We start from the raw sequence: 14,140 nt of genomic DNA, 5'->3' as shown, positions 1-14,140 counted from the left end.
TGATCGTGAGCACGACCATCGGATTGCCGTTTACATTTCATGCCTATATTATATATAAAAATGACTTTACTTTGTGAAAACTTAGTAGCTCGCTTGCAGGAGAGAGGCGGGCAGGGCAGAAAAAAGCTTATCTGGACAGTTATGGTCAGGCCGCTATAATCGCGCACTTTTACGCAAGCCTTGGCTTGTCACCCCCTCCCCTAAGGAGCGCTGCAGCAGGTTGTCCTGTCAGGCTTGGGCGGTAAGGTTTCCTATAAACGGCGCTCATTGATTTTTGGAGATTTTCCATGAGCGCTGTTTTTAATGACTACCGCGTGGCCGATATTGCCCTTGCCGATTGGGGGCGGCGCGAACTCTTTATCGCCGAATCGGAAATGCCCGCGTTAATGGGCCTGCGCCGCAAATATGCACCGCTCAAGCCGCTTAAAGGCGCAAAAATCTTGGGCTGCATCCATATGACCATTCAAACCGGCGTACTGATTGAAACGCTGGTCGCCTTGGGTGCCGAGGTGCGCTGGTCGAGCTGCAATATCTTCTCCACCCAAGACCAGGCCGCCGCCGCAATGGCGGCTGCCGGTATCTCCGTATTTGCCTGGAAAGGCGAAACCGAAGAGCAATACCGCTGGTGTATTGAGCAGACGATTTTAAAAGATGGCAAACCTTGGGATGCCAATATGGTGCTGGATGACGGCGGTGATTTGACCGAAATCTTGCACCGGGATTACCCGCAAATGCTCGAACGCATCCACGGTATCAGCGAAGAAACCACCACCGGCGTGCATCGACTGTTGGATCGATTAAAAAGCGGCACGCTTAAAGTCCCCGCTATTAATGTCAACGACAGCGTCACCAAAAGTAAAAACGACAATAAATACGGTTGCCGCCACAGTTTGAGTGATGCGATTAAACGTGCAACCGACCATTTGCTGTCCGGCAAACAAGCGTTGGTGATCGGTTATGGCGACGTGGGCAAGGGTTCGGCGCAATCGCTGCGCCAAGAAGGCATGATTGTTAAAGTTTCCGAAATCGACCCGATTTGCGCCATGCAAGCCTGTATGGACGGCTTTGAACTGGTCTCGCCTTATCAAGGCGGTATTGCAGATAACGGCGTAGAGCAAGCCTTACTTGGCAAAATCGATTTATTGGTGACCACCACCGGTAATCTGAATGTCTGTGATGCGGCCATGCTCAAAGCCTTAAAAAAACGTGCGGTTGTTTGCAATATCGGCCATTTTGATAATGAAATCGATACCGCTTTTATGCGTGAGCATTGGGCGTTTGAAGAAGTTAAGCCGCAAGTGCATAAAGTACATCGTTGCGGCAAACACTTCGCTGCCGATAATGACGATTATTTAATACTGCTGTCCGAAGGCCGTTTGGTCAATCTGGGCAATGCCACCGGCCATCCGTCAAGGATTATGGACGGCTCTTTTGCCAACCAAGTGCTGGCGCAAATGCATTTATATGCCAAGCGCTTTGCAGATTTGCCCGGCAGCGGAAAAAATGCGCAAATAACCGTTGAAGTATTGCCCAAAAAACTCGATGAAGAAGTTGCCCTGGAAATGGTCAAAGGCTTTGGCGGGGTGATCACTCAGTTATCTCGCGAGCAGGCCGACTATATCGGCGTGCCGATACAAGGCCCGTTTAAACCGGATAACTACCGTTATTGATATTTCTCTCCCATTTATCGGAGAGGGGAGAGGGTAGGGCACTCAACAACGACTGTTAATTATTGAGCAAGCGAAAAATGACCGCTATTAACCCGCGTTACAGTTTTGAGTTTTTTCCGGCCAAAAGCGAAAGCGGCCACGCCAATTTGTTGCAAGCGGCGCAGCAATTAACCGTTTATCAACCGGAGTTTTTCTCCTGCACTTATGGCGCGGGCGGTTCTACCCGCGAGCGCACATTGGATACCGTGTTGCAATTATCCGCGAAATTAGGCGTACCCAGTGCGCCGCATTTATCCTGCATTGGCAGCAGCAAAGCCGAATTGCGCGAGTTTTTGTGGCACTACAAGGCCTTGGGTATTCGCCATTTAGTGGCGCTGCGCGGGGATTTGCCGTCCGGCATGGGCAGCAGCTTTGGTGAATTGCACTACGCGCGGGACTTGGTCGAACTGATTCGTGATGAATGCGGCGATTACTTTCATATTGAAGTCGCCGCCTATCCAGAAATGCACCCACAGGCGCAGCACTTTGAAGCCGATTTAAAGCACTTTGCCGATAAAGTAAAAGCCGGTGCTAACGGCGCGATTACCCAGTATTTTTTTAATGCGGACAGTTACTTTTATTTTGTCGAACGGGCGCAGAAATTGGGCGTTCATATCCCGATTATTCCGGGCATTATGCCGATTACCAATCACAGTAAACTGGCACGTTTTTCCGATGCCTGCGGTGCAGAACTGCCCCGTTGGATGCGTAAACAATTGGAAGCCTATGGCGATGATTTAACCAGCATTCAGCATTATGGCGAGCAAGTGGTTAGCGCTCTGTGCGAGCGTTTATTAGCAGGTGGCGCACCTGGGCTGCATTTTTATACGCTTAATCATGCGGAAGCCCCCATGGCTATTTTAAATAATCTCAGGATTAAAACATCCGCTTAAGTGTTATCCAGACCGGGTCATCTAGCCCCTCTCCCACCAGTGGAGAGGGGAGCTGATTTCAGTAAAACTTGCCTATTCAGGCAACAGGGTTTTCTCCTCGTCATGCACCACGCCTAAATCATCGATGGTAGAGAAGTGAACCCGCCAATTGGCTTGGCTGATACTGCGATTCAGTGGGTGCTCCACGCTCTGGCCAGGGGCGACCATGCGCGGGGGTAGAGGAACTCGCGTGCCATCCGGGGCAATGACTTCTAAAACGTCAAACGACCAGTACTGCGGGGATGGGTTGTGGATAGATAGCGCAGCATTGCCGGAGGCATCCCGGCGCAGCATAAAGGTCAAGTGCTGTACGTCCCCGGCAAGCTGCTGCACTACCGACTGCGGACGAAAGAAAATCTTAAGTCGCGTGCGAAAGCTGATTTGCAGATGATTGGAGGCCTGTTGGCTTTCAGCCTTGGGCGGCACTTCGAGCACGTTGAACCAGAAGACGGACTCGCGCTCCTGGGGGAGTTGCTCAATCGGCCAGACCATCAGTACGCGCACCTGTCTTGATTGACCCGGGTCGAGTCGAAAGACCGGTGGGTCAACGAGGAAAGGTGCCTTGATTTGCTCGACCTGCCGCTGCGCATCGCCCGTGTCTACCCAAGTTTGGATAAGCACAGGCTGTGTGCCCTCGTTGAGGATTTGCGCGCTGGCTTCACGCTCCTGCTGCGTGACAATCAAGCGCGTGCGGTTAATCGAAATCGCCGCGCTGACCAACCCCGGCAACAGAACCATTGCCAGTGCCGCGCAGCACAGCCGGATAAACCGGCGCAAAGAAGACGTGCGCATGCCGCTACTTATAGTCAAGGGTGAAAGTCACTGAGGTGCTGACGCTGCCAGCACCCAGGTTGTTATCTGTCTGGTAGTAAGCGGCTTTCAGTGGAACCGAGTAGCTGCCTCCCGTGGACGGGTCGTAGGGCAGCGAATAGCTATTGTTTATGCCGAACTTCAGCGCAGTGCCATTGTCCTCGGTCAATTGCACGCCAACTCCGCTGGCGGTGGAGCTGCCATCTAGCGCAACCACAGCTTGCGCTTCGTCGATAATGCTGGTGGTCGGCGTAAAGTAGTAGCCAATGCTGACAAGACCCACCGGGCAAGCTTGGAATTTCAGCTCGAAAGGGGTCGAGCCCAGCACCGAGCCCGTACCAGAAAAGTCGCTGGCTGGCAGGGTCGGCAGTGGCACCTCCACATTCGGTGTAGTGCAGGTGCCGCCGCCTGCGAAGCTCAGCGCATCTTGCTGCATCTGTGAGACGCGGTGGGTATCGGTATCACCCACAGATTCAGCACCGCCAACCTGCTGATGGTGGCGCACGAGGATGGGGTTGGCGATGTTCTGTTTATAGCCGGGTTGCAGCGCCGCCGTGCGTTTGACGAGGCGGATTTGCGTCTCCACGTTGATGCTGTACTGCGCCCCGGCGGCCTTGACCACGCTGACCGTAGACACTGAGTTCTGATAGCTGCCGGTGCCGGGCATCGTGTTCAAGGCTGTCCAGTCGGTGGCAACACCGTCAACAATGGCGCGCCAGCGGGCGATATAGCCCAGTGCCTCACTTTCGCTGCCGAAACGGTACAAACCATAAGTATGACCCTCGTGGTTCAGCGTACCCAGCTTGGGGCCATACGGTGGGTTGCCTTGGACGGATACCTGCACATCGGTTCCCGCATGGGCCGGCAAGCGCGTGCAGTTCCATGCCGGTGCAGCCGTAGCGGTAATCCACGGGCCGACCACATCACCGACAGCGGCATCGCGTCCCAGATAGACGGTCGTGGCAGGAAAGAACTGATGTACACCGTTTCCGCCGTGTTCACAGTTGTCCCAAGCGCCGTTGGCCTGAGCCGCCAGTGCACAGAGTGCCAGGAGGGCAAGCCTGTATGCAGTCACCCTGTTTTGTTGATTCAGTTCACACACGATGCGCCCTCCAGGGTTCTGTAACCTAAGCTGTCTACTGCGGTTTTTTCACTGAAGGCGTAGTCGATGCGGCAACGCTGCTCGGCGGCTTCGCCCCATTTGACGACCATCGTGCCGACGGGTTCCAGTACCCGCAGCATGGCCTGTCCGCCTTGCGCTACGTAACCCACATTGCGCCCCTCTGTATCGAAAACAGCGGCGGCGAAGGGTAGCGGCTCGCCACTTGGCAAGCGACCGCTGAGCAGCACCGAATAGCCGATTTCGGTCTTGAACTTCAGCAGCGCCACGGCGCCGGCCGTGGGAGCAATGTGCTGGCTGGTGTTTTGCAGTTGCACATCGGTGGAAATGCCCTTGGGGTCAATCTCCACGGAATTGCGCCGATAGGGGCTTAAGTAGGGCACGACCGCCAAGCCATCACCATCGACGCGCACGCCGGAATAATTGGTAACGCGAGCGCCTGTGGCTTGACGCGCTTCGACTATGCCGATGGTTTCGCCCAGCATCGGTGACAGCACCACGCCACCTTGGTAGGCCACAATTCCGCCGGAGAGATTCGCGCCGTACTGGCGGTAGCCAGGCCCGGTCGACGCACTGCCACCGACTGTGGTGTAGGGCGCCGCCCAAGCACCGCTGAGGCCTGTCGTGGTGCTATGGCCGTTGCCCCGGTTTTCGTTGAATGAGGTGAAAGCGTTATAGCGATACTGTGAGTCGCGTCCGGCGCTGCCCGCCAGACTGGTTTGCAGTGATTGCTGGTTGCGTTCGTGTGTAAATGCCGTGCTCAGTTGCGGCGAGCGAGTGCCATCGCTCAAGGGAATGGTCAACGACAGCATAAAGCGGTTGTCCCATCTATCCGTGACCAGATTGCGGCTGCGGCTGGCGCTGGCACCGAAACTGATGCGACCTATCTGATTGTTGTAGCTCAGCACGTATTCGGTATCTTTGCCTTTGCGCTGCCAATAGTTTTGCGTATTGGCGGCCAGCGCAAAGCTGCCGTAGCCTTCGGGCAGTGATTGCGTCGCGCTGACCAGAAAACGATTGCGCCGCCGCTCAATGGTCGTGCTGCTAAAGGCTTTGTCACGCAGCAGAAAGGCATCGGTGGGGTCGTAGTAGCCGTTGCTGGAATAGCGATAGGAGGCCAGCGTGACGTTGGTATCAATCAGCGGCAGGATTTTGGCGTAAGTCAAGCGCAGGCTTTGGCCGTTGTGGGTGCGTCCGTCGTCATCGTCGGTACGCGCGTGGGTAAGGTCCGCCGCCAGTGCGCCCAGGCCGGTATTAAAAGCCACACCGCCAGCCGCCGCCAGATAACCTTCGGCGACCACTGAGCCGCCGTAGCCGGTCATCGAGTTGGAAAAGCCGTGCCGCCAAGTGCCCATTGCCAGCATCGGTTCATCGTCCACCAGCGAGCTGCGGTACCTGCCGGCGGTCAAGCTGTAGTGGGTCATGCCGGGGCGCAGCAGTTCGGCGGTGGTGGCGTAGGTGACGGTAAAACTGTGTTCGTTGCCATCGGCTTCGGTGACTGTGACCAGCAGGTCGCCGCCGGTGCCATTGGGGTACAGGTCGTCGATAACAAACGCCCCGGGCGGTACCGTTGTCTCATAGATGGTGTTGCCGCGCTGGCTTATACGCACCCGCGCATTGGAATTGGCAATGCCGCGCACGACCGGCGCAAAGCCGCGCTGCGAGTCGGCGTACATGCGCTCATCGGAGGAAAGCTGTACGCCCAGGAAACTGATGCTGTCGAACACTTGGCCGTTGGTTGAAGCCTCGCCCAACATCAATCTGCTGTGCCACTGCGGCAGGCCGCGTTCGGCGTAAACGGCCGAATTTCGGTAGCGTATGCTTTCATGGCTGTTCAAAGTGCTGGTCGCGCGGTAGCGCAAACGCCAATCGCCGAGGTTAAGACCGGCACGCAGCCCAAGGTATTGGCTGGTATGCGACGGGCTGCCGTCCACTTCGCTGTGATAGGCGTTGTAGTCGTACTGCAAGGTAGCCGCGGTGATGCCCGCGTCCCAGAGTTTGGGGCTGACGTAGCCGCGGGCGTTGCGCAGCAATACGGCTTGTGGCGCGAAGACATCGAGGCGCTGTGCACCACTGTCAAAGGTTGCGCTGCTCTGCGGCATAAACTGTTCCAGTGCGCTGCAAATATCCCCTTGCGACATGGCCTGTTGTGCAAAGTCGCTGCTGTGCGCCGAATCCAGCCCCAGCAGTTCAAACAACCTAAGGTCATAACAAGGTTGTGCGATATGGGATTCTGCCGTGGGCAGCTCAAAACGGACTTCGCTTCGCCCTTTCCAGGAACCGTTTATATACAGGTCGATCCGTTGATAGCCGGGTGCAACCGGATTGCCTTGTGCAAACAGGCGCACATCCACCGGGCTGCGCAAAAAGGCCGTATTAAATTCCACCATCTCCGGGTTGGCGGCTACGCCCAGCAGCGGCGACCCAGCGAAACCTGCCGTGACGATGGCGGCAGCCATGAGGTCAGCGCGGCGCATGTTCAGCCTCTCCCGTCTGTTTCGAGAAGTCCTTGTTGCAACCGGCTGTCTCCGCCCTGGTCGTTGATGGCGGTAAAGAACAGGCTCAGTTTTCCGCTTGCTGCGGCGGCTTTATCGAGCCAGTGCAACGGCAGCGTAAGCTCCCCGGCCGGACTCACCATGCGCTCGTAAGTATTGCCGAGTTCGGCCAGCGCCGGGCCTTCTTGTTTATGGCGCAGGCTGATACTGCGAAAAGTAATGTGGTAAGGCGACGGGTTAGACACTCGCACAGTCAACTCACCCTTTGCATCATGGCCGATGGCAAAGCGCAGTTGCTTCAAAGCATCCTCCGGCGAAGAGCCAAGTCCTGCCGGACGATAGAAAAACTTGATTCGAGTACGGAACGAGAACTGCAGCAGGTTGTCTCCCTTGGCCAGTTGCCTGGAAGGCATGGGAGGAATTTCCAGCACGTTAAACCACAGCAGGGACTCGCGGTCGGTAGGCAGTTCTTTGCGCGTAAGCAGTACGCGGATGGCCTGCCCCTTGGCCGGGTCGATACGGGCGACCGATGGCATCAAGGTAAAAGGCACTTTGAGCGATTCAATCTTGGCCTGCGCGTCTCCGTCATCAATCCAGGACTGCACCAGCAGCGGCCCTTCGCCCTTATTGAGCAACTGCACCACCGTTTCGCCATCGGCTTCCCGATAGATGACGCGGGTGCCATTGATGACCACACCCGCCTGCGTCACTGTGGCTGCAATCAGCCACAGTAAAACGCTAAAAATTTTTAGAAACATAGAGATATGCTCCCTTGGATTTTATGCACCCGGCGAAGCCGTTTGCGGCGGTTTTGCCGGGTGACTTAAGCAATCACGTTTCCGTTACCCTGAAACGCGGATTACCGTGCAGTCACTACTGGTAGGTAATGGTGTACTGCACCGAGGTCGCAACCGTACCCGCCGTTGCTGCACCCCCTGTAGCGTAATATTGCGAGTAGTAGCTCAGCGTGCCGGTGCCAGAGGAAATGTTCGCCGGAGTGTCATTCTGCACGGCAGCACCCGCAGCAATAGGGTTCATTGCGCTGTTGAGCAGTTCAACCTGCACGTTGCCGGCAGTGCCGGTGGATATAAGACGGCCGGTGGTGCTGTCGACATTGGCGCCGGGTTCAAACCAGGTGCTGGCGGTGTTAAGCGTTCCCCCGCTCGCTGAGGCACATCCGCTCAAGGTAATGTTGAACGGCGTTGCACCGGCAGTTTTACCCGCCGCATCCAGTGTGCTGGTAGAGACCGTGGGCAGCGTTACGGTGCCATTGCTCCCGCCACCGTTGACGTCAATGTTGCAGGTAACGTCGGTGATTTGCCCGTTGATGGTAATGGTGCCGTCGGCAGCTTGGGCGGAACCTGCGCAAGCCAAAGCGATAGCTGCGGCCAAGGACAGGGGAGAGAAGATATGTTTCATGGTGGAAATTCCTGTATAAATTGGTATGGATTGTGCATATACCAAAAGTATCAAAAGTGAAAGTGATTCCCGCAGGACGGAATGTTTGGGTGAATTCAGGTTTTCATCGGCAGTTCCCCCTTAAATCGGATGCCATCAGGGCAGGTTGCAACGGGCAGGCAAGCGGCGTGCGGGAGCCTTACGGCGCGCACAGCTGGATGCTTCCCTGGTTAGATGGAATTGTTCAATGCAAGTGATGGAGTGGTGGTTATCGCAGCAGTTCCCGTTCCTCAGGGCGCGACCAGACTGGCTATTACCAACCCATTCCGGCAGTGGGTCGCGCAGAAGAATGCCCTCGTTCTTTAAGAACGAACAGAGGCTGGGGAATAGGAGAGAGAAACCTGGTTGCCGCTCGATTGGCCACCGGTTGGATAGTAGTAATGTTGTTGTGATTGAAGATTTTTGCAGATACAGTCACGCCCGGTAGGCAAGACTCGACGACTTGGCACATGTAAAGTTCCCTTTAACGGCAGTGAACCGATACACTGAGTCCCTAAACTGCAAGAAACACAACAAGAAAAACTATCTTTATGAGAAAATAGAATTTCTTATATGAAAATAGACTTATAGCGGCCTTTTTGCAATAAGTTTTTTCATTTTCAATGAATATATTTTTACTTTGTAAGATGTCTTGCTTTTTAGACGGCTATTGAATTAGGCGGTATCCGCTTGAGGGTTGCCGTGGATAGCAGAAATTTCTTAACTAACTGATAAATAATGCTTTAGATCCACTCCTGCCGGTGTCAGGAGACAGCGGCGAGGGAAAAGAAAAAGGAGATGAGCAGGGTCTGTTCCCGTTTCAAACCTGGTGAAGGCTGAGGCAGATTTTTCGCGTGGCAAGGCGCGAGAAGCGAAGTTTGCTATTGCAAATAAGCGACGAGTAACGTAGCGGCGCGAAAAATCTGACCTGTCCCTTCGCGCTGCGTCAAAATTTCGCCATACGGCGCCTACGCCTTTGCCAAGGTTGTAGACATTGGCCTGGCTTGGCGAAACTTTGAGCAGTAGCGCGGCTTGCGTTTAAAACGGGAACAGACCCTGGCTAAACCAATGGTTAAACCCTAAACCTAATCTGTATTAACAAGAGCCTGTACTGCATAATGCCAAAACGTCAAAAAAACAATGCTGAAGTTAGCCCCAAAGGCAGTTTGGAAACCCTCTCTCAACGCGAAGTGCAGCAACTGCGCGAGGCGGGTTCCGGTAGTTTGTATCCGTTGTTTCGCAAGTGTGCACTCGCCATTTTAAATACCGGCGCACAGAGTGATAACGCGAAAACCATTCTTGAAGCCTACGCCGATTTTGAGGTACGCATTCATCAGCAAGACCGTGGTATTCGTCTGTCGCTGCATAATGCCCCGGCGGATGCTTTTGTCGATGGACAGATGATTGCCAGCACCCGCGAGATGTTGTTTTCCGCATTGCGCGATATTGTTTATACGCAAAGCGAGCGGGATAACCGTCAAGTGGATTTACAAAGCTCGGCGGGTATTACCGATTATGTCTTTCACCTGCTGCGCAATGCCCGCGCCATGCGCGCGGGCGTGGAACCTAAATTAGTGGTTTGTTGGGGTGGGCATTCCATCAGCACGCAAGAATATAAATACAGTAAAAAAGTCGGCCATGAGCTGGGTTTACGCGGCCTTGATATTTGTACCGGCTGCGGCCCTGGGGTTATGAAAGGGCCGATGAAAGGCGCAACCATCAGTCATGCCAAACAGCGCAATCGGGATGCACGTTATTTGGGATTAACCGAGCCTGGCATTATTACCGCCGAAGCGCCCAATCCCATTGTGAATGAATTGGTTATCCTGCCGGATATTGAAAAACGCCTGGAAGCCTTTGTCCGTTTGGGGCACGGTATTATTGTTTTCCCCGGCGGGGTAGGCACGGCAGAAGAGTTGCTTTATTTGCTCGGTATTCTTTGTCATCCGGATAATAGCGAACTGCCTTTTCCATTGATTTTAACCGCGCCGAAAACGGCGCGTCAGTGGCTTGTGCAAATTCACCAATTTATTGGCGAGACTTTGGGCGAGGCGGCGCAAAAGCGCTATCAAATCATTGAAGATAATCCGGCAGAAGTGGCCAGACAAATGGCAGCTGGATTGATAAAAGTAAAAAACTTTCGCCGTGAACGCAGTGATGCCTTTCATTTTAATTGGCTGCTTAAAATCGACGAAGGCTTTCAACGCCCATTTGCCGCAACCCATGAGAATATGGCAGCGCTGCATTTGCAAAGTGATTTACCGCTGCATGAACTCGCCGCCAATTTGCGCCGGGTGTTTTCCGGTATTGTTGCCGGTAATGTCAAGGAAAACGGTATTCGCCTGATTGAACAACATGGACCTTATCAGATCCGTGGCGAGCAGCGGATTATGCAACCCCTGGATGCGCTGCTGCGCCAATTTATCGAAGCTGGACGAATGAAACTGCCTGGCGCTTTGCCTTATCAACCTTGCTGGCAGCCTGTGGATTAAAACGGCTTGCCCTCTCCCACCGGGTAGGAGAGGGTGGTTTTAGCTATTTCATGCTGTCAATCACGCGCTGCAAGTCATCCAGGGTGGTTTGTGGGTTGACGACTACAAAGCGGGTGCAGACTTCGCCGCGGTGGCGGGTGGGGGTGACCAGGGCGATTTGCTCTTGCAGCAGGCGTTCACTCCACTTGGCGTAGTCTTTGGGCTGCCAGCCTTTGCGGCGGAAAATCACTACGGAAAGCTGCGGCTCCAGCAGTAGCTGCAGATGCTCGCTGTCACGTACGAGCCTTGCACCGGCATGGGCGGTTTGCAAGGTTTTTTCGATGGCGGCGCTGTAGGCGGCGCTGCCGTGTGCGGCGAGCGAGAACCAAAACGGCAGGCCACGGGCGCGGCGGGTCAGGTGGACGGCAAAATCGCCCGGATTCCATTCAAAGTCTTCGTTGATGACTTCCAGATAATCAGCCTTTTGCGTGTGTGCCATGCGGCCGATGGCCGGGTCGCGGTAAATCAGTGCGCAGCAGTCGAACGGACTAAACAGCCATTTGTGCGGGTCAACAATAAAGGAGTCGGCCTGCTCGATGCCATTAAACAGCGCCCGCACCGAAGGCGCGGCGAGCGCGGCACCGCCGTAAGCGCCGTCTACGTGCATCCACCAGCCGTGTTTTTTGCACTCTGCGCCGATACCTTCAAGGTCATCGACAATGCCCAGATTGGTTGTGCCTGCGGTCGCGACCACGGCAAAAATACCTTCGCGCAGCGCAGCCGGCAGCCCGTCGTAAGTGGCCGCAAGCGCCGCACCGGTCAAACGGCCTTGCGCATCGCCGGGGACGCGGATCACTTCCACGTCCATCACCGTGCGCAGCATGTGCGCGACTGAGGAATGGGTCTCATCGGTCAAACAAACCGCCCAGCGCTGCGGCAGTTGCTCGCGTGTGCGCTTGGCATGGTCGCGGGCGGCAACCAGTGCGGACAGGTTGCCCAAGGTGCCGCCTTGCACAAAAACGCCGCCTGCATTGGCGGGAAATCCCGCCAAATCAGCCACCCAGCGCAGCGCCTGGTTTTCCGCATAAACCGCTCCGGCGGACTCCAGCCAAGTGCTGCCGTAAATGCTCGCCGCGCTGACGTACATATCAAAGGCCGCCGCCAGTTTAGTCGGTGCTGCCGGAATAAACGCAAGATACCCAGGGTGGTCGGCGGCAATGCAGGCCGTCTCCAGATGTTGTTGCCAAAGTTTAAGCACCTGTTCGCTGCCCAGACCTTCAGCGGTAATGGTTTGCCCGACGCTATCGCGCAAAACCGTAGCAGGTACCGGCCCGCCCAGTGCTGGGCGGCTTTTTAACCGCGCCGAACACAGGTGGGAGATTTGTTCGATGTCCGCTGCAATAGTTGCAGTAATCTCATGCATAGTTATATCCCGGCAAGGCAGTAATCAATAAGCCAGCAGCTCGCTCTTTTATCAAGAAAGAGGCTGGCGGTGACGGTTTATGCGTTGTATTTAAAGGACAGGGCCTGCGCTGCGAATGGCATCGCTGACTTCAAACTTTTTAAAGTTATCAATAAAAAGCTGTGCCAATTGCTTGGCCGCTTGATCATAGGCGGATTTATCCGCCCAAGTGGTGCGCGGATTAAGCAAGTTGCTGTCAACCCCGGCAATGGCTTTGGGTACATTGAGATTGATAATAGGCAGATGTTCGGTTTCAGTGCCTATTAATGTGCCGCCTTGAATGGCGGCAATAACCGCGCGAGTCAGCGGAATGGAAAAACGTTTGCCCACGCCATAACCGCCACCGCTCCAGCCGGTATTGACCAAATAGACTTTAGAGCCAAAGGCTTTAATACGCTTGATTAACAATTCGGCATAAACCGCCGGTGGGCGCGGGAAGAACGGTGCGCCAAAGCAGGTAGAAAAAGTCGATTTAATCCCACTGCCTGCGCCCATTTCGGTAGAGCCAACCAGTGCGGTATAACCGGAGAGAAAATGATAAGCCGCTTGTTCTTCGGTCAAGATGGAAACCGGTGGCAATACGCCGGTTAAATCGCAGGTTAAAAAGATCACCGCAGAAGGCTCAGCGCCCTGATTATGCTCGGAGCATTTTTCGACAAATTCCAGCGGATAAGCCGCACGGGAGTTTTGCGTCAAACTTGAATCATGGTAATCGGGCACGCGCTTGTGATCGAGTACGACATTTTCCAGCACGGCGCCAAAGCGGATGGCTTTCCAGATAACCGGTTCGTTCTTTTCGGATAAGTCAATGCACTTGGCGTAACAGCCGCCTTCAATATTAAAGACAATACCCTCGCCCCAGCCGTGTTCGTCGTCACCAATTAAATAACGCGATTCATCGGCGGATAAGGTGGTTTTACCGGTGCCGGATAAACCAAAGAATAAAGTCACATCACCGGCCTCGCCAATATTGGCGGCGCAGTGCATAGGCAATACATCTTTGGCCGGTAGCAGGAAGTTCTGCACCGAGAACATGGCTTTTTTCATTTCACCGGCATAACGCATACCGGCAATCAATACTTTGCGTTTGGCGAAATTTAAAATCACGCAGCCGTCAGAATGGGTGCCGTCGCGTTCGGGCACGCAGGTGAAGTTGGCGACATTGAGCACTTGCCACTCGGGTTTATTGGCCGGATTGTAAGTGGGTGGATTGATAAAAAGCTGGCGGCCAAACAGGTTTTGCCAAGCGGTTTGTGTGGTCATTTTGACTGGCAGGTAATGTTCGGCGGCTGAACCGACATGCACATGCGAGACAAAGTGTTCTTGCCCTTGATTAAAAGCCTCTACCCGCGCCCAAAGCGCATCGAATTGATCCGCCGGGAATTTTTGATTGACCGTCCCCCAAGCAATCTCCCCGCTGCTGCCCGGCTCATCGACGATAAAACGGTCGGCAGGCGAACGTCCGGTACGCCTGCCGGTATGCACAACCAATGCGCCGCTTTCGGCAAGCGTGCCTTCGTGGCGGCGGATGGCGTGTTCAACCAGTTCGGCTGTGCTGATGTCGGTATAAACAGTAGCGGGGGTGGTTTGCGTCATCTTGCGTTCCCATCAGCCCTTTTGGGCAATAAAAAAAGCCCTTGTAACAGGGCAAAACAAGAATGCAATTGTGCCAGAACAGCGCCAGAAAAGTGCCAGAAAAAACGT

10 protein-coding genes and 1 riboswitch are annotated in these 14,140 nt (G+C 54.7%); of the genes, 3 read left to right on the top strand and 7 right to left on the bottom strand.

Annotated elements, in window-relative coordinates; translation table 11 throughout:
- Positions 1-196: 196 nt before the first annotated feature.
- Positions 197-273, top strand: a riboswitch (S-adenosyl-L-homocysteine riboswitch).
- A 14-nt stretch (positions 274-287) separates the two neighbouring features.
- Together ahcY and metF are read left to right on the top strand one after the other, a co-directional pair.
- Complete coding sequence (gene ahcY, locus AXE65_RS07360; RefSeq protein ID WP_068390222.1) at positions 288-1,670, top strand: adenosylhomocysteinase; 1,383 nt, start codon at positions 288-290, stop codon at positions 1,668-1,670.
- Between the two features lie 77 nt (positions 1,671-1,747).
- Positions 1,748-2,602 (top strand): methylenetetrahydrofolate reductase [NAD(P)H], encoded by an 855-nt coding sequence (metF, locus tag AXE65_RS07355; RefSeq protein ID WP_068390218.1) that lies wholly within the window; start codon positions 1,748-1,750, stop codon positions 2,600-2,602.
- Positions 2,603-2,674: 72 nt separating this feature from the next.
- Here the strand turns inward: metF and AXE65_RS07350 are convergent, their stop codons facing one another.
- The 5 genes from AXE65_RS07350 to AXE65_RS07330 form a co-directional block, all read right to left on the bottom strand.
- Positions 2,675-3,433 carry a fimbrial biogenesis chaperone gene (locus AXE65_RS07350; protein ID WP_079214093.1) on the bottom strand — a complete coding sequence of 253 codons (759 nt, stop codon included), beginning with the start codon at positions 3,431-3,433 and terminating at the stop codon, positions 2,675-2,677.
- A 4-nt stretch (positions 3,434-3,437) separates the two neighbouring features.
- Positions 3,438-4,526, bottom strand: a complete 1,089-nt coding sequence (locus AXE65_RS07345; protein WP_153015416.1) for a fimbrial protein — start codon at positions 4,524-4,526, stop codon at positions 3,438-3,440.
- Between the two features lie 14 nt (positions 4,527-4,540).
- On the bottom strand, positions 4,541-7,048 hold the full coding sequence (locus AXE65_RS07340) for a fimbria/pilus outer membrane usher protein (protein WP_068390205.1): 2,508 nt from the start codon (positions 7,046-7,048) through the stop codon (positions 4,541-4,543).
- Positions 7,049-7,050: 2 nt separating this feature from the next.
- Positions 7,051-7,824 (bottom strand): fimbria/pilus periplasmic chaperone, encoded by a 774-nt coding sequence (locus tag AXE65_RS07335; RefSeq protein ID WP_068390202.1) that lies wholly within the window; start codon positions 7,822-7,824, stop codon positions 7,051-7,053.
- Positions 7,825-7,939: 115 nt separating this feature from the next.
- Positions 7,940-8,485 carry a fimbrial protein gene (locus tag AXE65_RS07330; protein ID WP_068390200.1) on the bottom strand — a complete coding sequence of 182 codons (546 nt, stop codon included), beginning with the start codon at positions 8,483-8,485 and terminating at the stop codon, positions 7,940-7,942.
- Positions 8,486-9,621: 1,136 nt separating this feature from the next.
- Between AXE65_RS07330 and ppnN the strand changes: the two genes are divergently transcribed.
- Positions 9,622-10,995, top strand: coding sequence for a nucleotide 5'-monophosphate nucleosidase PpnN (gene ppnN, locus AXE65_RS07325; RefSeq protein ID WP_068390197.1), 1,374 nt, complete (start codon positions 9,622-9,624; stop codon positions 10,993-10,995).
- 43 nt (positions 10,996-11,038) lie between these two features.
- On the opposite strand, the gene AXE65_RS07320 is transcribed toward ppnN, so the two are convergent.
- Both AXE65_RS07320 and AXE65_RS07315 read right to left on the bottom strand, forming a co-directional pair.
- Positions 11,039-12,397 carry a pyridoxal phosphate-dependent decarboxylase family protein gene (locus tag AXE65_RS07320; RefSeq protein ID WP_068390195.1) on the bottom strand — a complete coding sequence of 453 codons (1,359 nt, stop codon included), beginning with the start codon at positions 12,395-12,397 and terminating at the stop codon, positions 11,039-11,041.
- Positions 12,398-12,487: 90 nt separating this feature from the next.
- Positions 12,488-14,032 carry a phosphoenolpyruvate carboxykinase gene (locus AXE65_RS07315; protein WP_068390193.1) on the bottom strand — a complete coding sequence of 515 codons (1,545 nt, stop codon included), beginning with the start codon at positions 14,030-14,032 and terminating at the stop codon, positions 12,488-12,490.
- Between the last annotated feature and the right edge of the window lie 108 nt (positions 14,033-14,140).

The organism is Ventosimonas gracilis, from assembly GCF_001580025.1.
In the GTDB taxonomy this organism is placed as follows: Bacteria; Pseudomonadota; Gammaproteobacteria; order Pseudomonadales; family Pseudomonadaceae; genus Ventosimonas; species Ventosimonas gracilis.
Note: the sequence above shows the minus strand (reverse complement) of the source record. Positions and strands in the feature narration are given on the sequence as shown.